Annotated in this window: 18 protein-coding genes and 3 pseudogenes; 13 read left to right on the forward strand and 8 right to left on the reverse strand. The window is 50.7% G+C overall.

Annotated elements, in window-relative coordinates:
- Positions 1-130, forward strand: a 130-nt coding sequence (locus tag BGK49_RS22300) for an IS1 family transposase (RefSeq protein ID WP_001554957.1), incomplete at its 5' end; no start/stop codon positions are given.
- Positions 131-143: 13 nt separating this feature from the next.
- Here the strand turns inward: BGK49_RS22300 and BGK49_RS22305 are convergent.
- The 3 genes and pseudogenes from BGK49_RS22305 to BGK49_RS22315 form a co-directional block, all read right to left on the reverse strand.
- Positions 144-1,272: pseudogene (locus BGK49_RS22305) on the reverse strand (DNA-binding protein); the annotation flags it as partial.
- A 122-nt stretch (positions 1,273-1,394) separates the two neighbouring features.
- On the reverse strand, positions 1,395-1,847 hold the full coding sequence (tabA, locus tag BGK49_RS22310) for a toxin-antitoxin biofilm protein TabA (RefSeq protein WP_000583467.1): 453 nt from the start codon (positions 1,845-1,847) through the stop codon (positions 1,395-1,397).
- 144 nt (positions 1,848-1,991) lie between these two features.
- Complete coding sequence (locus BGK49_RS22315) at positions 1,992-2,585, reverse strand: TetR/AcrR family transcriptional regulator (protein WP_001319729.1); 594 nt, start codon at positions 2,583-2,585, stop codon at positions 1,992-1,994.
- A gap of 70 nt (positions 2,586-2,655) precedes the next feature.
- Here BGK49_RS22315 and bdcA point away from each other — a divergent pair, with 70 nt between their 5' ends.
- From bdcA to ridA, 6 genes are all read left to right on the forward strand, one after another.
- The gene (gene bdcA / locus BGK49_RS22320) at positions 2,656-3,369 is read left to right on the forward strand and encodes an SDR family oxidoreductase (RefSeq protein WP_000500702.1); all 714 of its coding nucleotides are present in this window, start codon (positions 2,656-2,658) and stop codon (positions 3,367-3,369) included.
- 122 nt (positions 3,370-3,491) lie between these two features.
- Positions 3,492-3,884 carry a RidA family protein gene (locus BGK49_RS22325; RefSeq protein WP_024259691.1) on the forward strand — a complete coding sequence of 131 codons (393 nt, stop codon included), beginning with the start codon at positions 3,492-3,494 and terminating at the stop codon, positions 3,882-3,884.
- 279 nt (positions 3,885-4,163) lie between these two features.
- Complete coding sequence (gene pyrL / locus BGK49_RS22335) at positions 4,164-4,298, forward strand: pyr operon leader peptide (RefSeq protein ID WP_001296693.1); 135 nt, start codon at positions 4,164-4,166, stop codon at positions 4,296-4,298.
- Between the two features lie 3 nt (positions 4,299-4,301).
- On the forward strand, positions 4,302-5,237 hold the full coding sequence (gene pyrB / locus BGK49_RS22340; protein WP_000013046.1) for an aspartate carbamoyltransferase: 936 nt from the start codon (positions 4,302-4,304) through the stop codon (positions 5,235-5,237).
- A gap of 12 nt (positions 5,238-5,249) precedes the next feature.
- Positions 5,250-5,711: an aspartate carbamoyltransferase regulatory subunit gene (gene pyrI, locus BGK49_RS22345; RefSeq protein WP_000148581.1), complete on the forward strand. Its 462-nt coding sequence runs from the start codon at positions 5,250-5,252 to the stop codon at positions 5,709-5,711.
- 72 nt (positions 5,712-5,783) lie between these two features.
- Positions 5,784-6,170 (forward strand): 2-iminobutanoate/2-iminopropanoate deaminase, encoded by a 387-nt coding sequence (ridA, locus tag BGK49_RS22350; protein ID WP_004988646.1) that lies wholly within the window; start codon positions 5,784-5,786, stop codon positions 6,168-6,170.
- Positions 6,171-6,375: 205 nt separating this feature from the next.
- On the opposite strand, the gene mgtA is transcribed toward ridA, so the two are convergent.
- The gene (gene mgtA / locus BGK49_RS22355) at positions 6,376-9,072 is read right to left on the reverse strand and encodes a magnesium-translocating P-type ATPase (RefSeq protein ID WP_000471881.1); all 2,697 of its coding nucleotides are present in this window, start codon (positions 9,070-9,072) and stop codon (positions 6,376-6,378) included.
- A gap of 140 nt (positions 9,073-9,212) precedes the next feature.
- A complete protein-coding gene (gene mgtL / locus BGK49_RS29950; protein ID WP_001387276.1) occupies positions 9,213-9,266 on the reverse strand; it encodes a mgtA regulatory leader peptide MgtL in 54 nt (17 codons plus the stop codon).
- 184 nt (positions 9,267-9,450) lie between these two features.
- On the opposite strand from mgtL, the gene treR reads away from it, so the two are divergent.
- From treR to nrdG, 5 genes and pseudogenes are all read left to right on the forward strand, one after another.
- Positions 9,451-10,416 carry a trehalose operon repressor TreR gene (treR, locus tag BGK49_RS22360; protein WP_001181346.1) on the forward strand — a complete coding sequence of 322 codons (966 nt, stop codon included), beginning with the start codon at positions 9,451-9,453 and terminating at the stop codon, positions 10,414-10,416.
- A gap of 100 nt (positions 10,417-10,516) precedes the next feature.
- Positions 10,517-11,937, forward strand: a pseudogene (gene treB, locus BGK49_RS22365) (PTS trehalose transporter subunit IIBC).
- A gap of 49 nt (positions 11,938-11,986) precedes the next feature.
- Positions 11,987-13,642: an alpha,alpha-phosphotrehalase gene (gene treC, locus BGK49_RS22370; protein WP_004988397.1), complete on the forward strand. Its 1,656-nt coding sequence runs from the start codon at positions 11,987-11,989 to the stop codon at positions 13,640-13,642.
- Between the two features lie 393 nt (positions 13,643-14,035).
- On the forward strand, positions 14,036-16,174 hold the full coding sequence (gene nrdD / locus BGK49_RS22375) for an anaerobic ribonucleoside-triphosphate reductase (RefSeq protein WP_000187785.1): 2,139 nt from the start codon (positions 14,036-14,038) through the stop codon (positions 16,172-16,174).
- Between the two features lie 98 nt (positions 16,175-16,272).
- A complete protein-coding gene (gene nrdG, locus BGK49_RS22380) occupies positions 16,273-16,737 on the forward strand; it encodes an anaerobic ribonucleoside-triphosphate reductase-activating protein (RefSeq protein WP_001106233.1) in 465 nt (154 codons plus the stop codon).
- Positions 16,738-16,781: 44 nt separating this feature from the next.
- On the opposite strand, the gene cybC is transcribed toward nrdG, so the two are convergent.
- Both cybC and pmbA read right to left on the reverse strand, forming a co-directional pair.
- Complete coding sequence (gene cybC, locus BGK49_RS22385) at positions 16,782-17,168, reverse strand: cytochrome b562 (protein ID WP_001232246.1); 387 nt, start codon at positions 17,166-17,168, stop codon at positions 16,782-16,784.
- Between the two features lie 184 nt (positions 17,169-17,352).
- Positions 17,353-18,704 (reverse strand): annotated as a pseudogene (pmbA, locus tag BGK49_RS22390) (metalloprotease PmbA).
- Positions 18,705-18,797: 93 nt separating this feature from the next.
- Here pmbA and yjgA point away from each other — a divergent pair.
- Positions 18,798-19,349, forward strand: a complete 552-nt coding sequence (gene yjgA / locus BGK49_RS22395) for a ribosome biogenesis factor YjgA (RefSeq protein WP_000166269.1) — start codon at positions 18,798-18,800, stop codon at positions 19,347-19,349.
- 82 nt (positions 19,350-19,431) lie between these two features.
- Here the strand turns inward: yjgA and mpl are convergent, their stop codons facing one another.
- Entirely contained in the window at positions 19,432-20,805 is a 1,374-nt protein-coding gene (gene mpl / locus BGK49_RS22400; protein WP_001219800.1) for a UDP-N-acetylmuramate:L-alanyl-gamma-D-glutamyl-meso-diaminopimelate ligase, read from the reverse strand.
- Between the last annotated feature and the right edge of the window lie 169 nt (positions 20,806-20,974).

Raw genomic sequence — 20,974 nt, forward strand, 5'->3', positions numbered from 1 at the left:
TGAGCGACATAATCTGAATCTGAGACAACATCTGGCAAGGCTGGGACGGAAGTCACTGTCGTTCTCAAAATCGGTGGAGCTGCATGACAAGGTCATCGGACATTATCTGAACATAAAACACTATCAGTAAGTTGGAGTCATTACCTGCTATTTTTATAGGGTTCTTTATCGAGATTGAAAAATAAGGTCTCAGCTATTTTAATTTTAGATTGATCGCAGCTAAAATCAATATGATTTATCACGGAGCATGCATACTTTATCTTTTCAGAATCACCAAAATATTGCATTCTTTTATTAAAACACCAATCCAGTATTCTTACATCATTAATATATGGGGATTTTAAAAAAGTCTCCAGAATCGATGACCGGTGTAAGGTTAACTTTTGCATCATCTAAGGAATCAATAAGAATATGAGACAGGTTAACTTTGATGTCATTAATTTCATTGTCAGTAGCTTTCTTATTATTAAGAAGATAATTATTTACTGCGTTAAGGTCATCTATTTCTTTCAGTATCCCTTTTTCACCAAGCAAGTATGATATCGATTCATTACATACATAAGGCATTAATAGCAGATGTTCTTTCCTTATTGCTAATAATGCATTATTCAATGGTTTTTCTAATAAATCCGTAATCGTAGAATCAACTGAATCTTTACAACTCACCTGCGAGTTATTCAAGTCCTGAGAATTATTTAACTCCTGCGAAATATTTAATAGACGAGCTATTTCCTTGTTAGCTTCGCGTTGGTAACATGCCAGAATCTTGTTAGTAATCAGGTGTAATGAACTCTCATCTTTTCTTTCAAAGGACTTTCCTTCATAACGATTAGTCGAACCATCAGGTTGTTGAAATATAATAGCCGTATGTCCTTGACGAGTCCCCATAGTAGTGAAAGTGGAAAGTGTGATTTCTATTTCCACCTTAGATAAATCCGATCGTTCCCCTTCAGGATTATTCATAACAAACTTTATTATCTCACTGCCATCATTATTTTTGATATAAGATGAGGACTCAATATGAGCCATCATATTTCTTCCCGTTTCGTTGGAGCGTTTGCTAAAATCCACATAACCTAGAGTAAATATTTTTACCAAAAATTCCAAAAATGTCTTAGGATCAAGGATATTTCTTGTGTTATCCTGCCCCTCGGCATTACGGGCAAAATTATTCATTCCAACACGCCAGGTATTTAAAACTTCACTTTTTTGTTTAAAATTGTCGGCTAATGTAATGTGTTGAGAATAATTCAAATCTGATATTTTGCTCATGACGAACTCCTTGAGTTAATAAGAACGTCTAAGCATTACAAATTTTACTCACAAAAAAATATCAAAAAACGCTCTTTTCACAAACTCGCCGTAAACCTGGAGTTATTTACGGCGAAAAGTCATCACGCCATCAGCATCTTCACTACTGCTTTGCGAACCCGGGCTGGCGCGCCCACTGCGCACAGCGGTTTATGCACTTCCCCCGGATAAAACACAACAAAATCACCTTCATTAAGGATAACTGTTTTCTCATCAACGCCTTCCGGCAAAAATGCGATGTCTTTATCAGCTAACCAGTCGGTATCCGGGGTGCCTGCAGGTTGCGTGCTGAAGGTCATGCCTTCCTGACCTTTTAACACAATCTGAATGTCGAGATAGCGGGCATGGTACTCCGCACGGCGAGCTTCGTGCGGCTCGGTCATATCTTCCGAGATAAGATAAAACAGACGATTGCCTTCGATATCGTGCTTGCCCTTTGGCGTTTCTGCCGTAACGTGTGCTTTGATATGCTCAATCGCCTGGCGTAACTCCTGGGGTAGCCACGGCTGAAGATTATGAATATTTCCGATGATCATCTTTTCCACTCCTTAATTAAAACAACGTTTCATTTCCATCGTTATACGAAAAGATGATCAATTCCGCTAGCCTTAACGCGTGAATTATTGTCTTATCACAACTTATCGGCAGGCGCGTTCCCGCCTTTCGGGTCAAGGCCCGCATCACTCCTTGAGAATAGTTTTTATCGCTTCCCCCGCCAGTGCAGCTGTTGCACAGAGTTGTTCGATGGAGTGCCCCTCCCGTGCCTTCGCAGAAAGCCCTGACATCACGGTACTCATAAAATCAGTCACACATTGTGCGCTTTGTGGATGCCGCCTGGCGATATAGTCATAAATGGTCGTTTCTGCGGCGTGATAATATTGAACGGCAATATCACGCGCTTGTGGATCATGACTATGAATGCCTTCAAGAACCATACAGCCAGCGCAGCCGCCGTTTTGGCTATATCTGCGCGCCGCTTCTTTTAATACCTCAGCCAGGCACTCCCCTACCGGACGATCATCACGAAGAATATCGGCAAGCGGAATAGCTTCCGTACCGACATATTCATTGAGTACACGGCTAAATAACCCAGCCTTATTGCCAAAAGCCGCGTAGAGGCTCGGGGGGTTAATACCAAGATAATCAGTAACTTCAGCAACACTGACAGCATCGAAACCTTTTTGGTGAAAAAGCACTTTTGCCGCAGAGACTGCCTGCTCAGGAGCGAAACGTCTGGGACGACCTGGAACGCGAGATTGTTTTTTAGTGACCATTACAAAACTTGTTGACAGAAAGTTAAAACAGTTTTGTAATGCATGTTACATAATAAATCAAGGAGTCCTTATGGGCGCTTTTACAGGTAAGACAGTTCTCATCCTCGGTGGTAGCCGTGGAATCGGTGCCGCTATCGTACGTCGTTTCGTCACCGATGGGGCCAATGTACGATTCACCTATGCGGGGTCGAAAGATGCCGCTGAACGCCTGGCACAAGAGACTGGAGCGACAGCAGTATTCACAGATAGTGCTGACAAAGACGCTGTTATTGATGTCGTTCGTAAGAGCGGCGCATTGGATATCCTGGTGGTAAATGCAGGTATTGGCGTCTTTGGCGATGCCCTGGAATTAAATGCCGACGATATTGATCGCCTTTTCAAAATCAATATTCATGCTCCTTACCATGCCTCTGTTGAAGCCGCCCGGCAGATGCCCGAAGGCGGACGCATCTTAATCATCGGCTCCGTGAATGGCGATCGTATGCCTGTTGCAGGCATGGCTGCTTATGCCGCCAGTAAATCTGCCCTGCAAGGCATGGCGCGCGGGCTGGCCCGTGATTTCGGACCGCGTGGGATCACCATCAACGTCGTCCAGCCAGGGCCAATTGATACCGACGCTAATCCCGCCAACGGGCCAATGCGCGATATGTCGCATAGTTTTATGGCCATCAAAAGACATGGGCAACCGGAAGAGGTCGCTGGTATGGTCGCATGGTTAGCAGGGCCAGAAGCCAGTTTTGTTACCGGCGCGATGCATACCATTGATGGCGCGTTTGGCGCATAACAGACTACGCTCAATTAAGCCCAGCCATTTCCCATGATGTCTGGGTTTTGTTTACTCACGTCGTCCGCTAAAAGCGGCTCCTGGTAAATATAAATCTTCTGTTCATGTCGTAAATCTTGAGGATAACCAAATCCGCTGTTTTCCCTGCTGGACGACATTCACTGTATGCTGAGCATCGTTATTCTGCGGCTATTCGTTCCGGCGATTTGCTGTTTGTTTCCGGGCAAGTAGGAAGTCGAGAGGACGGAACACCAGAACCCGATTTTCAGCAACAAGTCAGACTGGCCTTTGATAATTTGCATGCGACCCTGGCAGCTGCGGGATGCACTTTTGACGATATCATTGATGTTACGAGCTTTCATACCGATCCAGAAAAACAATTTGAAGACATCATGACGGTGAAAAATGAAATATTTAGCGCGCCACCTTATCCAACCTGGACGGCGGTGGGCGTTACATGGCTGGCAGGCTTTGATTTTGAAATTAAAGTGATAGAGCGCATCCCTGAGCTCTAAGCAATAGTGCTAGCCGTTCGTTTTCACACTCCGCCCTATAAGTCGGATGAATGGAATAAAATGCATATCTGATTGCGTGAAAGTGAAAAAGAAAAAAGCAGGAAATGTCTGCAATTATTGATACCGAACGACAGTTCCCCCCAGAATCACAGTAAATAAAAATGCATATATCTTAACTTTAAATTCAAATAAACCGTTTGCGCTGACAAAATATTGCATCAATTGCTTGCACCGCTTCTGACGATGAGTATAATGCCGGACAATTTGCCGGGAGGATGTATGGTTCAGTGTGTTCGACATTTTGTCTTACCGCGTCTGAAAAAAGACGCTGGCCTGCCGTTTTTCTTCCCGTTGATCACCCATTCCCAGCCCCTCAATCGAGGGGCTTTTTTTTGCCCAGGCGTCAGGAGATAAAAGATGGCTAATCCGCTATATCAGAAACATATCATTTCCATAAACGACCTTAGTCGCGATGACCTTAATCTGGTGCTGGCAACAGCGGCAAAACTGAAAGCAAACCCGCAACCAGAGCTGTTGAAGCACAAAGTCATTGCCAGCTGCTTCTTCGAAGCCTCTACCCGTACCCGCCTCTCTTTCGAAACTTCCATGCACCGCCTGGGTGCCAGCGTGGTGGGCTTCTCCGACAGCGCCAATACATCACTGGGTAAAAAGGGCGAAACGCTGGCCGATACCATTTCGGTTATCAGCACTTACGTCGATGCGATAGTGATGCGTCATCCGCAGGAAGGTGCGGCGCGCCTGGCCACCGAGTTTTCCGGCAATGTACCGGTACTGAATGCCGGTGATGGCTCCAACCAACATCCGACGCAAACCTTGCTGGACTTATTCACTATTCAGGAAACCCAGGGGCGTCTGGACAATCTCCACGTCGCAATGGTTGGTGACCTGAAATATGGCCGCACCGTTCACTCCCTGACTCAGGCGTTAGCGAAGTTCGACGGCAACCGTTTTTACTTCATCGCGCCGGACGCGCTGGCAATGCCGCAATACATTCTGGATATGCTCGATGAAAAAGGGATCGCATGGAGTCTGCACAGCTCTATTGAAGAAGTGATGGCGGAAGTAGACATCCTGTATATGACCCGCGTGCAAAAAGAGCGCCTGGACCCATCCGAATACGCCAACGTGAAAGCGCAGTTTGTTCTTCGCGCCAGCGATCTCCACAACGCCAAAGCCAATATGAAAGTACTGCATCCGCTGCCGCGTGTTGATGAAATTGCGACGGATGTTGATAAAACGCCACACGCCTGGTACTTCCAGCAGGCAGGCAACGGGATTTTCGCTCGCCAGGCGTTACTGGCACTGGTTCTGAATCGCGATCTGGTACTGTAAGGGGAAATAGAGATGACACACGATAATAAATTGCAGGTTGAAGCTATTAAACGCGGCACGGTAATTGACCATATCCCCGCCCAGATCGGTTTTAAGCTGTTGAGTCTGTTCAAGCTGACCGAAACGGATCAGCGCATCACCATTGGTCTGAACCTGCCTTCTGGCGAGATGGGCCGCAAAGATCTGATCAAAATCGAAAATACCTTTTTGAGTGAAGATCAGGTAGATCAACTGGCATTGTATGCGCCGCAAGCCACGGTTAACCGTATCGACAACTATGAAGTGGTGGGTAAATCGCGCCCCAGTCTGCCAGAGCGCATCGACAATGTGTTGGTCTGCCCGAACAGCAACTGTATCAGCCATGCCGAACCGGTTTCATCCAGCTTTGCCGTGCGAAAACGCGCCAATGACATCGCGCTCAAATGCAAATACTGTGAAAAAGAGTTTTCCCATAATGTGGTGCTGGCCAATTAATTGCGGTTGGTAATAAAAGTCTGGCTCCCTATAATGAGCCAGACTTTTTACCGCTGTAATAAAGGAGAAATCATGAGCAAAACTATCGCGACGGAAAATGCACCAGCAGCTATAGGTCCTTACGTACAGGGCGTTGATCTGGGAAATATGATCATCACCTCCGGTCAGATCCCGGTAAATCCGAAAACGGGCGAAGTACCGGCAGACGTCGCTGCACAGGCACGTCAGTCGCTGGATAACGTAAAAGCGATCGTCGAAGCCGCTGGTCTGAAAGTGGGCGACATCGTTAAAACTACCGTGTTTGTAAAAGATCTGAACGACTTCGCAACCGTAAACGCCACTTACGAAGCCTTCTTCACCGAACACAACGCCACCTTCCCGGCACGTTCTTGCGTTGAAGTTGCCCGTCTGCCGAAAGACGTAAAGATTGAGATCGAAGCGATCGCTATTCGTCGCTAATCTTGATGGAAATCCGGGCTATCATGCCCGGATTAAGTCTGATGACAAACGCAAAATCGCCTGATGCGCTACGCTTATCAGGCCTACGTGATTCCTGCAATTGATTGAATTTGTAGGCCGGATTAGGCGTTTACGCCGCATCCGGCATGAACAAAACTCACTTTGTCTGCAATCTGAATCCGGGCCACCATGCCCAGTTTATTCTTTACTGCCAGCCGTAACGACGGCTATAAAATCCTTTCACCAACTGGGTTAACGTCATATACCCTGCCAGAATCGCAACCAGCCACGGGAAATAGCTTAACGGCAACGCCTGTAATTGCAGATAACTGGCCAGCGGTGAAAACGGCAATGCGATCCCGACAATCATCACGATCACGGTCATGATCATTAACGGCCACGATGCACAGCTCTGAATAAACGGCACACGGCGGGTGCGGATCATATGCACAATCAGCGTTTGCGACAGTAAGCCCACCACAAACCATCCCGACTGGAACAGCGTTTGCGTTTCCGGCGTGTTGGCATGGAATACCCACCACATCAGGCAAAACGTCAGAATATCGAAGATCGAGCTGATCGGTCCGAAGAAGATCATAAAGCGCCCCAGATCCGCCGGATTCCAACGCTGCGGCTTTTGAATTTGCTCGTCGTCGACGTTATCAAACGGGATCGCCACCTGTGACACATCGTACAGCAGGTTCTGAATAAGCAAGTGTAACGGCAACATCGGCAGGAAGGGCAAGAAAGCACTCGCCACCAGCACGCTGAACACATTACCAAAGTTAGAACTCGCCGTCATTTTGATGTATTTCAGCATGTTGGCGAAAGTGCGACGTCCCTCAATAACCCCCTCTTCCAGCACCATCAGGCTTTTTTCCAGCAGGATGATATCAGCCGCTTCACGGGCAATATCTACCGCGCCGTCCACAGAAATGCCGATATCCGCCGCGCGTAAGGCGGGCGCATCATTAATACCATCGCCCATAAAGCCAACCACATGCCCTTCGCGCTTCAGTAAGGTCACAATGCGTTCTTTATGCATCGGCGTCAGGCGGGCAAACAGCGTGGTGCGCTGTGCAAGATTTGCCAGTTCGTCGTCAGATAGCGTTTCAATATCACTACCAATGACCACCTCTCCCGCGTCCAGCCCCACTTCATGGCACACTTTCGCTGCAACTAACTCACTGTCGCCAGTAAGGATTTTTACGGTAATTCCACTCGCTTTTAATGCCTTCAGTGCCGGAGCGGTTGTCTCTTTTGGCGGATCAAGAAAAGCAATATATCCTTCGAGGATCAGGTCGGATTCATCCGCCCGCTGGTAATCTCCTTCACACGCTGGCAGGTATTTCGTCGCCACCGCAACCACGCGCAGCCCCTGACGATTCAGCGTATCAGTAACCCGCTTAATCTTACGCAGCATGATGTCATCGAGCGGCACAATCTCGCCATTGTGACGCACCTGCGAACACACATTGAGGATTTCCTGCAATGCACCTTTGCAAACCAGCTGATGGTGCTCGGTATTTTCTGCCACTACCACCGACATCCGGCGACGCTCGAAATCAAACGGAATCTCATCGATTTTTTGCCAACGACTGGCCAGCGAGCGCGCTGACTCTTCATCCGTACCTTCGAGCACCGCTGTATCGAGCAGGTTTTTAAGTCCGGTCTGATAATGACTGTTCAACCACGCGCTATGCAGCACGCGTTCGCTGGTTTTACCGGAGATATCGGTATGATTCTCCAGCACAATTTTATCCTGCGTCAGGGTGCCGGTTTTATCAGTGCACAGAATATCCATTGCGCCAAAGTTCTGAATAGCATCCAGATGTTTGACGATCACTTTCTGTTTCGACAGCTTTACTGCGCCGCGCGCCAGAGTCGAGGTAACAATCATCGGCAACATTTCCGGCGTTAGGCCTACCGCGACCGAAAGCGCAAACAGCGCCGCTTCCCACCAGTCGCCTTTGGTGTAGCCATTGATTAACAGCACCACCGGTGCCATCACCAGCATAAAGCGAATCAGCAGCATACTGACGCGGCTGATCCCTTGCTGAAAGGCATTCGGCTCGCTTTCCTGCTCACTAACACGCCCCGCCAGTTGACCAAACCAGGTATTGGCACCTGTAGCAATCACCATTGCTTGTGCCGTGCCGCTCACCACGGTGGTGCCCATAAAACACAGCGTGTCGCACTCCAGCGGATTGCTGTGCTCCGGCTGGCGAGTGGTAGCGGCTTTTTCCACGGGCAGAGACTCACCGGTTAACGACGCCTGAGCGACGAACAGATCCCGCGCTTGCAAGATACGTAAATCTGCCGGGATCATATCCCCCGCCGCCAGTTTTATAATATCGCCGGGCACCAGCTGGTCGATCGGGATCTCCAGCCAGCCATTTTCGCCTTTGTCGTTAATTACGCGCAGCACCGTCGCGGTATTGCTGACCATCGCTTTCAGGGCATCTGCCGCTTTAGTGGAACGTGCTTCCTGAATAAAGTTCAGCAACGTAGAAATAGCGACCATTAGCGCGATAACGCCCGCAGCAAATAAATCTTCCGTGGCGTAAGAAATAGCGCCGAGAATGGTGAGTAAAATATTAAAGGGGTTGCGATAGCAGACCCATAAATGTACCCACCACGGCGACAGTTGTTGTGCGGGTAATTTATTTTCACCATGTTGTTCGCGGGCAGATTCCACTTCCGCCTGATTTAACCCTTCCGGATGGGTGTCGAACGTTTTCCACAATTCTTCTTCGGGCATCACCGCCATTTTCAGGCAATGCGCACTTAAGGACGGCGGGACCACCGTATTCACTGTCTGCTGCGCGCCAGGCAATGGATCACGATGAACCAGACGGGAAGGTAAATGGCGAATGAGCCGGGTAAAAATTTCTTTAAACATAAGGAGTCCCTCCGCACTGTCTGAAACAGTACAGAAATGTCTTCAGGCGTGGCGAAGCCTTACCTGAAGGTAATAAAGCTGAGCAGGGACGTTAAAACGTCACGGCCTTACGCATCCGGTAACGCCGTGAAAAGACGGGCTTACCGGAAAAGTTTTAATCTCCGTCGAGGGAGAGGCGTGGGATCAGGTTCCATATAACCTCCGGTAAGTGAAAAAAGCGCCGCAAATAATAAGGAGAATCCAATAATATTCGTAGCATCTATGGCGATATAATACCTGCTGGCAACTAAACCAACGATAAACCAGACTTTACCCATTGCTGAATGCACGGGTAAAGTTAGGCTCAAATAATTAAACAACACGTTACAGGACAACAGGATGCAAAATCGGCTGACCATCAAAGACATCGCGCGCTTAAGCGGCGTGGGGAAATCTACAGTTTCCCGGGTGCTGAATAACGAAAGCGGCGTGAGCCAGCGCACCCGCGAGCGTGTTGAAGCAGTGATGAATCAGCATGGATTTTCCCCTTCCCGCTCTGCGCGCGCTATGCGTGGGCAAAGCGATAAAGTGGTCGCCATCATTGTTACCCGCCTGGATTCGTTGTCAGAAAATCTCGCCGTTCAAACCATGCTGCCAGAGTTCTATGAACAAGGTTACGACCCAATCATGATGGAAAGTCAGTTTTCCCCGCAATTAGTTGCCGAACATTTGGGGGTGCTGAAACGGCGTAATATCGACGGCGTAGTGCTGTTCGGTTTTACCGGCATAACAGAAGAAATGTTAGCCCACTGGCAGTCATCGCTGGTTCTGCTGGCGCGTGACGCAAAAGGCTTTGCTTCGGTCTGTTATGACGACGAAGGGGCAATCAAGATCCTGATGCAACGGCTGTATGACCAGGGGCATCGTAATATCAGTTATCTCGGCGTGCCGCACAGTGACGTGACGACCGGTAAGCGACGTCACGAAGCCTACCTGGCGTTCTGCAAAGCGCATAAACTGCATCCCGTTGCCGCTCTGCCAGGCCTTGCTATGAAGCAAGGCTATGAGAACGTAGCAAAAGTGATTACGCCTGAAACTACCGCCTTACTGTGCGCAACCGACACGCTGGCACTTGGCGCAAGTAAATACCTGCAAGAGCAACGCATCGACACCTTGCAACTGGCGAGCGTCGGTAATACGCCGTTAATGAAATTCCTCCATCCGGAGATCGTCACCGTAGATCCCGGTTACGCCGAAGCTGGACGCCAGGCGGCTTGCCAGTTGATCGCACAGGTAACCGGGCGCAGCGAACCGCAACAAATCATCATCCCCGCCACCCTGTCCAGATCGTTTCCTGAACGATAAATTGTGATCTTCGCTGCGTTTCGGGAACGTTCCCGTTTTTAAATTTTTCCGCGCAATATATTCTGCAGCCAACCAAAAATGTCATCTGCCATGGGGCTTTATGATGAGCAAAATAAACCAAACGGATATCGATCGGTTGATTGAACTGGTCGGCGGGCGCGGCAATATTGCGACGGTGAGCCACTGTATTACTCGCCTACGCTTTGTCCTCAACCAACCGGCCAATGCCAGACCGAAAGAAATTGAGCAACTCCCCATGGTGAAAGGCTGTTTCACCAATGCCGGGCAATTTCAGGTGGTGATTGGCACCAACGTGGGTGACTACTATCAAGCACTGATAGCGTCAACCGGACAGGCGCAGGTTGATAAAGAGCAGGTAAAAAAAGCCGCCCGGCAGAATATGAAATGGCATGAGCAGTTGATCTCTCATTTCGCAGAGACCTTCTTCCCGTTGCTGCCCGCGTTGATTAGCGGCGGTTTGATCCTCGGTTTTCGCAATGTGATCGGCGATTTGCCCATGAGCAACGGTCAAACGCTGGCGCAAATGTACCCTTCCCTGCAAACGATCTACGATTTTCTGTGGTTGATCGGTGAAGCGATCTTCTTCTACCTGCCGGTCGGGATTTGCTGGTCAGCGGTGAAAAAAATGGGCGGCACACCGATCCTTGGTATCGTGCTTGGCGTGACACTGGTTTCCCCCCAACTGATGAACGCTTATCTGCTCGGGCAGCAGCTGCCGGAAGTGTGGGACTTTGGCATGTTCAGCATCGCCAAAGTGGGCTATCAGGCGCAGGTGATCCCGGCACTGTTAGCCGGGCTGGCGCTGGGCGTTATTGAAACTCGCCTTAAACGCATCGTGCCAGATTACCTCTATCTGGTGGTGGTGCCCGTCTGTTCGCTGATCCTCGCGGTGTTCCTCGCCCATGCGCTGATTGGTCCGTTTGGTCGCATGATTGGCGATGGCGTTGCCTTTGCGGTACGTCACCTGATGACCGGCAGCTTTGCTCCGATTGGCGCGGCATTGTTTGGCTTCCTGTACGCCCCGCTGGTGATCACCGGGGTACACCAGACCACGCTTGCTATTGATTTGCAGATGATTCAAAGCATGGGTGGTACGCCAGTGTGGCCACTGATTGCGCTGTCGAATATCGCTCAGGGCTCCGCCGTGATCGGCATTATCATTTCCAGCCGCAAGCACAATGAACGCGAGATCTCCGTGCCTGCGGCGATCTCCGCCTGGCTTGGGGTCACTGAGCCTGCAATGTACTGCATCAACCTGAAATATCGCTTCCCGATGCTGTGCGCGATGATTGGTTCTGGTCTGGCTGGATTGCTATGCGCCTGAACGGCGTTATGGCGAATGGCATCGGCGTAGGCGGCCTGCCGGGAATTCTCTCGATTCAACCGAACTACTGGCAGGTGTTTGCGCTGGCAATGGCTATCGCCATCATCATCCCGATTGTACTCACCTCGTTTATCTATCAGCGGAAATACCGCCTGGGCACGCTGGACATTGTTTAATTTTCTTCGGGGCGCAATTGCGCCCCCTCGCATTTGCAGGAATAACGTAATGACTAATCCTCCCCACTGGTGGCAAAACGGCGTTATCTACCAGATTTATCCAAAGAGTTTTCAGGACACCACGGGTAGCGGTACCGGCGATTTACGTGGCGTTATCCAACGCCTGGACTATCTGCATAAACTGGGCGTTGATGCCATCTGGCTAACCCCCTTTTATGTCTCTCCCCAGGTCGATAACGGTTACGACGTAGCGAACTATACGGCGATTGATCCCACCTACGGCACGCTGGACGATTTTGACGAACTGGTGACGCAGGCAAAATCGCGCGGGATTCGTATCATTCTCGATATGGTGTTTAACCATACCTCTACCCAACATGCCTGGTTTCGCGAGGCGCTGAACAAAGAAAGCCCTTACCGCCAGTTTTATATCTGGCGCGATGGAGAACCAGAAACGCCACCGAACAACTGGCGTTCAAAATTTGGCGGTAGTGCGTGGCGCTGGCATGCGGAAAGCGAACAGTACTATTTGCATCTCTTTGCACCAGAACAGGCGGATCTCAACTGGGAGAATCCAGCGGTACGCGCAGTGCTGAAAAAAGTCTGTGAGTTCTGGGCCGATCGTGGGGTCGACGGGTTGCGCCTGGATGTGGTGAATCTGATCTCCAAAGACCCGCGTTTCCCTGATGACCTGGATGGCGACGGGCGTCGCTTCTACACCGACGGGCCACGAGCACACGAGTTTTTGCACGAGATGAACCGCGATGTGTTTACGCCACGCGGGTTAATGACCGTAGGTGAAATGTCCTCCACCAGCCTTGAGCATTGCCAGCGATACGCGGCACTGACAGGCAGTGAATTGTCGATGACCTTTAATTTTCATCACCTGAAGGTCGATTATCCCGGTGGTGAAAAATGGACGCTGGCTAAACCTGACTTTGTGGCGTTGAAAACATTGTTCCGCCACTGGCAACAAGGAATGCACAACGTAGCATGGAATGCCTTGTTCTGGTGTAACCACGATCAGCCGCGCATTGTTTCTCGCTTTGGTGATGAAGGTGAATACCGCGTGCCTGCGGCAAAAATGCTGGCGATGGTGCTGCATGGCATGCAGGGAACGCCGTATATCTACCAGGGCGAAGAGATTGGCATGACCAACCCGCATTTCACGCGCATTACTGACTATCGCGACGTAGAGAGCCTCAATATGTTTGCCGAGCTGCGCAACGATGGTCGTGATGCCGACGAGTTATTGGCAATCCTCGCCAGTAAATCCCGTGACAACAGCCGCACGCCCATGCAATGGAGCAACGGCGATAATGCCGGATTTACGGCTGGCGAACCGTGGATTGGCCTGGGTGATAACTATCAACAAATCAACGTAGAAGCCGCGCTGGCCGATGATTCCTCGGTGTTTTACACCTACCAAAAGTTAATCGCACTGCGTAAGCAGGAAGCCATCCTGACATGGGGCAATTACCAGGATCTGCTGCCAAACAGCCCTGTATTGTGGTGCTATCGCCGTGAATGGAAGGGGCAAACCTTGCTGGTCATTGCCAACCTTAGCCGTGAGATCCAACCCTGGCAGCCAGGGCAAATGCGCGGCAACTGGCAGCTTGTGATGCATAACTACGAAGAAGCCTCACCACAACCCTGTGCCATGAATTTACGGCCTTTTGAGGCTGTCTGGTGGTTACAGAAGTAAATCTTCCCTAAGCCCCGGTAATGCCGGTCATTCCGGGGTTTTGTCTGTCAGCATGTTGTTTTTGTTTATTTTTCAACCAGCAAATTCATTAAAAAATTTACATAACGCTGTAGCGCCCGTCATCCGTACACTCTGCTTTTTACTTTGAGCTACATCAAAAAAAGTTCAAACATCCTTGATGCAAAGCACTATATATAGACTTTAAAATGCGCCCCAACCCAATATGTTGTATTAATCGACTATAATTGCTACTACAGCTCCCCACGAAAAAGGTGCGGCGTTGTGGAAAAGCGGATGGCGATTGCGGAAAGCACCGGAAAACGAAACGAAAAAACCGGAAAACGCCTTTCCCAATTTCTGTGGATAACCTGTTCTTAAAAATATGGAGCGATCATGACACCGCATGTGATGAAACGAGACGGCTGCAAAGTGCCGTTTAAATCAGAGCGCATCAAAGAAGCGATTCTGCGTGCAGCTAAAGCAGCGGAAGTCGATGATGCCGATTATTGCGCCACTGTTGCTGCAGTTGTCAGCGAGCAGATGCAGGGCCGCAACCAGGTGGATATCAATGAGATCCAGACCGCTGTTGAAAACCAGCTGATGTCAGGTCCATACAAACAACTGGCTCGTGCTTACATCGAGTACCGTCACGATCGCGACATTGAACGTGAAAAACGCGGTCGCCTGAATCAGGAGATCCGTGGTCTGGTCGAGCAGACCAACGCCTCGTTACTCAACGAAAACGCCAACAAAGACAGCAAGGTGATTCCAACCCAGCGCGACCTGCTGGCCGGGATCGTGGCTAAACACTATGCACGTCAGCACCTGCTGCCGCGTGACGTGGTGCAGGCACATGAGCGTGGCGATATTCACTATCACGATCTCGATTACTCGCCGTTCTTCCCGATGTTCAACTGCATGTTGATCGACCTGAAAGGCATGCTGACCCAGGGCTTTAAGATGGGGAACGCCGAGATTGAACCGCCGAAGTCGATCTCTACGGCAACCGCTGTAACTGCGCAGATTATTGCTCAGGTCGCCAGCCATATTTATGGCGGCACCACCATTAACCGTATCGATGAAGTGCTGGCACCGTTTGTCACCGCCAGCTACAACAAACATCGCAAGACCGCAGAAGAGTGGAACATCCCGGACGCCGAAGGCTACGCTAACTCTCGTACCATTAAAGAGTGCTACGATGCCTTCCAGTCGCTGGAGTACGAAGTAAACACCCTGCACACCGCCAACGGTCAGACGCCGTTTGTAACCTTTGGTTTTGGTCTGGGCACCAGCTGGGAGTCGCGCCTGATTCAGGAATCTATCCTGCGTAACCGTATCGCAGGCCTCGGTAAAAACCGTAAAACTGCGGTGTTCCCGAAACTGGTGTTTGCGATTCGCGATGGCCTGAACCATAAAAAAGGCGATCCGAACTACGACATCAAACAGCTGGCGCTGGAGTGCGCAAGCAAGCGCATGTATCCGGATATCCTGAACTACGATCAGGTAGTGAAAGTCACCGGTTCGTTTAAAACTCCGATGGGCTGCCGCAGCTTCCTCGGCGTGTGGGAAAATGAAAACGGCGAGCAGATCCACGATGGTCGTAACAACCTCGGCGTGATCAGCCTGAACCTGCCGCGTATTGCTCTGGAAGCAAAAGGCGATGAAGCCACCTTCTGGAAGCAGCTGGATGAACGTCTGGTGCTGGCACGTAAGGCGCTGATGACCCGTATCGCTCGTCTCGAAGGCGTGAAAGCGCGCGTGGCCCCGATCCTCTATATGGAAGGTGCTTGTGGCGTGCGTCTCAATGCTGACGATGATGTTTCTGAAATCTTCAAAAACGGTCGTGCGTCTATTTCGCTGGGTTACATCGGCATCCACGAAACCATTAACGCGCTGTTCGGCGGCGAGCATGTTTACGACAACGAGCAGCTTCGCGCGAAAGGTATCGCCATTGTTGAACGTCTGCGTCAGGCAGTGGATCAGTGGAAGGAAGAAACGGGTTATGGTTTCAGTCTCTACAGCACGCCGAGTGAAAACCTGTGCGACCGCTTCTGCCGTCTCGATACTGCTGAGTTTGGCGTGGTGCCGGGCGTGACCGATAAAGGTTACTACACCAACAGTTTCCACCTCGATGTGGAGAAGAAGGTGAACCCGTACGACAAGATCGACTTTGAAGCGCCTTACCCGCCGCTGGCGAACGGTGGTTTCATTTGCTACGGCGAGTATCCAAACATTCAGCACAACCTGAAGGCGCTGGAAGATGTCTGGGATTACAGCTATCAGCATGTACCGTATTACGGCACCAATACACCGATTGATGAGTGCTACGAGTGTGGCTTTACCGGTGAGTTCGAGTGCACCAGCAAAGGCTTCACCTGCCCGAAATGTGGTAACCATGACGCCTCCCGTGTGTCGGTAACTCGCCGCGTGTGCGGATATTTAGGTAGCCCGGATGCACGTCCGTTTAACGCCGGCAAGCAGGAAGAAGTTAAGCGCCGCGTTAAACATTTGGGAAATGGGCAGATAGGTTGAGCTGCACTAAGCAAATGCCGGATGTGATGTGAAAGCGTCGCATCCCGCGTTGATTGCCGGATGCAGTCTACACGCGGACTGATAAGCCAGGCGAAATAATGAATTATCATCAGTACTATCCTGTCGACATCGTCAACGGCCCCGGCACTCGTTGCACCCTGTTTGTCTCCGGGTGTGTTCATGAATGCCCCGGTTGCTATAACAAAAGCACATGGCGGGTAAATTCCGGTCAGCCATTTACTAAAGCAATGGAAGACCAGATCATTAACGATCTGAATGACACTCGTATCAAACGCCAGGGTATTTCCCTCTCCGGCGGCGATCCGCTGCATCCGCAAAACGTGCCGGATATTCTGAAACTGGTACAACGCATCCGCGCCGAGTGTCCGGGTAAAGACATCTGGGTGTGGACAGGCTATAAACTCGACGAACTCAACGCAGCGCAAATGCAGGTTGTTGATTTGATTAACGTGCTGGTCGACGGCAAATTTGTGCAGGATTTAAAAGACCCTTCCCTGATCTGGCGCGGCAGCAGCAATCAGGTGGTGCATCATTTGCGATGATAAGTTCCCTGTTACCTGAGTGCAGGCAACAGGGAAATGAGGAATTAACGATACTTCTGGTGATAGGCGTTGCGGGTCGTTTTCAGTTGCTCTGCGGCAGCCTGCGCTTCTTTTACTTTACCTTCATTTGCCAGCTTCAGCGCGTCGTCAATCTGACCGACCAGAATATCGAAACCGTGACGGAAGTCTTTCATCTCCGGGCTGTCCGGTGATTTGCCTTCGAGCTTCGGCGGCGTTGCTTTTTGCGCATCCAGCGCTGCGGCGCGCATCTTCGTTAACGCGTCTTTGACTTGCGCCGCGTTATCGGCTTTTTCGACCACTTTTAAATTGTCGTTGAGAGTTTCCATATTGTCTTCAAGATCAGCGGCAAACGACGCCGAACTGAATACCAACGAGGAGACTGCAAGAATAGCTAACAGGCTTTTTCGCATTGCTCACTTCCTTTTTTATTTACACTTCATCATTCACACTGCCTCATCGACGACTACGCTCATTCGACCGGGTCACGTACTGCGAGTACGCTCCCCGGCCCTCATTCACTTTCCGTCTCGATGCAGTGCGAATGATTTTGTGTAATTTTTTAGTTTATAGCGCGACAGGTCGCGCCAGTTTTTTTTACTGTCCGGCGATTTTCATCTCCGGCAACAGCACAGAACCACACTGTATATTACTGCGTGTTTCAATATCGTTACCGACGGTGACAATATTGCGCCACATATCTTTTAAATTACCTGCGATGGTGATTTCGCTAACCGGATACTGAATTTCGCCGTTTTCTACCCAGAAGCCCGCCGCACCACGGGAATAATCACCGGTAATTGCACTCACGCCCTGGCCCATCAATTCCGTCACCACCAGCCCGGTGCCCATCTCTTTGAGCATCTGCTCGAAGCTTAGACCTTGTCCGGCAATCCGCCAGTTGTGAATACCGCCCGCATGTCCGGTGCTTTTCAGCCCCAGTTTTCGCGCCGAATAGCTGGTCAGCAGCCACTGAGTCAGGATGCCATCTTTAATAATATCGCGACGCTCGGTGCGCACACCTTCGCTGTCGAATGGCGTCGACGCAGCCCTTTCAGCAGATGCGGATGCTCTTCAATGGTCAGCCAGTCCGGCAGAATTTGTTTACCCAGCGAATCCAGCAGGAAGGTAGATTTACGGTAAACCGATCCACCCGCTATCGCCCCCACCAGATGGCCAAAAAGCCCGGTTGCCACTTCATTGGCAAAAATGACCGGCGCTTTCATGGTGGAGAGTTTACGCGGTGACAGGCGCGATAAAGTACGGCGAGCACAGTCGGCCCCAACCCACTCTGGCGTTTGCAGATCGCTCATCGCACGACCAATGGTGTAGGCGTAATCACGCTCCATATCGCCATTTTCTTCGGCAATTACACAGCTGGAGAGCGAATGACGCGTTGAGCAGTAACCCTGCAACATGCCGTGGCTGTTGCCAAAAACTTTGACACCGTAGTGGCTGTTAAAGCTGCCACCTTCGGTATTGGTGATGCGTTTGTCCGCCTGCAATGCCGCCTGTTCTGCGCGGGCCGCCAGTTCAATGGCTTCATCCGGGGAAACTTCCGCAGGGTGGAACAAGTCGAGATCTGGTGCGTCAAAGGCCAGCAGCTCTTTGTCTGCCACGCCGGCACAGGGATCTGGCGAGGTATAACGGGCAATATCCAGCGCCGCCTGTACAGTACGGGCAATGGCCTGCGGGCTTAAATCGGTGGATGATGCGCTACCTTTGCGGTTCTGGTGATAAACAGTGATCCCCAGCGCGCCATCGCTATTGAATTCAACATTCTCCACTTCACCATAACGCGTGCTTACGCTAATGCCGGTGGTCTTGCTGACGGCAACTTCCGCACCGTCCGATTTGCCTGAGGCCAACTCCAGCGCAGTGGAAACTGCTTCTTCCAGAATCTTGCGCTGCGCTTCAACTTGAGAGATTACTTTCATTGCAAGTGCCATAATGTAGAGAGTTTCTCTGAAGTCTAACAGAGAACCGTTTTTCAGTGCGCATCTTAACTGGTAACATTAGCCTCTTTTTTTAAGGAGCCTGAGATGACTAAGCAGCCCGAAGACTGGCTCGACGACGTTCCCGGTGATGACATCGAAGACGAAGACGATGAAATTATCTGGGTCAGTAAAAGTGAAATTAAACGTGATGCCGAGGAGCTAAAACGCCTTGGCGCGGAAATTGTTGATCTGGGGAAAAACGCGCTGGATAAGATCCCGTTAGATGCGGATCTGCGCGCGGCTATTGAGCTCGCCCAGCGTATTAAGATGGAAGGTCGCCGCCGCCAGTTGCAGCTCATCGGTAAGATGCTGCGCCAGCGCGATGTAGAACCGATCCGTCAGGCGCTGGATAAGCTGAAAAACCGTCACAACCAGCAGGTGGTGCTGTTCCATAAACTGGAAAACCTGCGCGATCGTCTGATCGATCAAGGTGATGACGCCATCGCTGAGGTATTAAATCTGTGGCCCGATGCCGATCGTCAGCAACTGCGTACTCTGATCCGCAACGCGAAGAAAGAGAAAGAAGGGAATAAGCCGCCGAAATCCGCACGCCAGATTTTCCAGTATCTGCGCGAACTGGCGGAGAATGAAGAGTAATTTTCGTTGTTGATGTGAGTATGGTTTGCCGGATGCGGCGTAAACGCCTTATCCGGCAATGCTATCTCAGGCTGAGGCCGAATTACTGCGCAGCTTCCGCCTTCTTCGCCAGACCATCCAGCAGTTTCTGATGGATCCCACCAAAACCGCCGTTGCTCATCACCAGAATATGGTCGCCAGGCTGAGAGGTTTTCACCACCATATCTGCCAGCGTATCCACATCGCCACTCCAGTGTGCAGGCTGAACGCAGGCTTCTGCCACTTCTGCCACCTGCCACGGAATATGCGCCGGTTGCAGCAGGAAGACTTCATCGGCACGACCTAATGAAGGTGCCAAATCGTCTTTGCAGATCCCCATTTTCATGGTATTCGAGCGCGGTTCCAGCACAGCAATAATGCGCGCTGTACCACCAACTTTGCCACGCAGCGCCGCCAGCGTTGCCAGAATCGCCGTCGGGTGATGGGCAAAATCGTCATATACCGTGACGCCATTCGCTTCACCACGCAACTCCAGACGGCGACGAGCATTAATAAACGAACCCAGCGCGTTAGCGGTATCTGCCGGCGCTACGCCAACATGGCGGGCCGCCGCAATCGCCATCAGGCCATTATGCATATTATGTTCGCCTACCAGCGACCATTTCACTTCGCCCACTTTTTCGCCATCCAGCAAGACTTCCCATTCGGAAGCATCGGTGGTCAGCTTTTTCGCCTGCCAGTGCCCCTGCTCACCCACCAGCTCCTGCTCGCTCCAGCAGCCCATCGCCATGGTCTGTTTCAGGTTGATGTCATTTTCCGGCCAGATAATACGGCCCTGCCCCGGAACGATACGCACCAGATGGTGGAACTGTTTCTGGATCGCTTTCAGGTCGTCAAAGATATCGGCGTGATCGAACTCAAGGTTGTTGAGGATCAGCGTACGCGGGCAGTAATGGACAAATTTAGAGCGTTTGTCGAAGAAGGCGCAGTCGTACTCATCCGCTTCGATAACAAAGAAGTCGCTTTCGCCCAGACGCGCCGAAACCTCAAAGTTCCCCGGCACGCCGCCGATCACAAATCCCGGTTTGTAACCACACTGTTCCAGAATCCAGGTCGCCATTCCCGCGGTGGTGGTTTTGCCGTGTGTACCGGCAACGGCCAGCACCCAGCGGTCGCGCAGCACAAAATCGTGCAGCCACTGTGGACCTGACATATAAGGGATGTTTTTTTCCAGTACCGCTTCCACACACGGATTTCCACGGGTCATGGCGTTGCCAATAATCACCAGATCCGGCTGCGGATCGAGCTGGCTGGCATCGTAACCCTGAATCAGTTCAATGCCTTGCTTCTCAAGTAAGGTGCTCATCGGCGGATACACATTGGCGTCCGAACCCGTTACTTCATGGCCTAACTGGCGCGCCAGCATCGCCAGACCGCCCATAAACGTGCCACAAATTCCTAAAATATGAATGCGCATACGTCACTATCCTTTTTTAATCTGCCGCTCATTTTACGCATATGTCGGGCAAGTGAGAAACGCATTTCAGGATAATCCGTAATTTGCTGGCGCGATTCACCTGAGCGCAACATTGAGATTATTTGTTAAGATTGTTGCGGTCGCTTTACTCCATAAACATTGCAGGGAA

This window comes from Shigella sp. FC1544, assembly GCF_001722145.1.
Taxonomy (GTDB): Bacteria; Pseudomonadota; Gammaproteobacteria; order Enterobacterales; family Enterobacteriaceae; genus Escherichia; species Escherichia coli.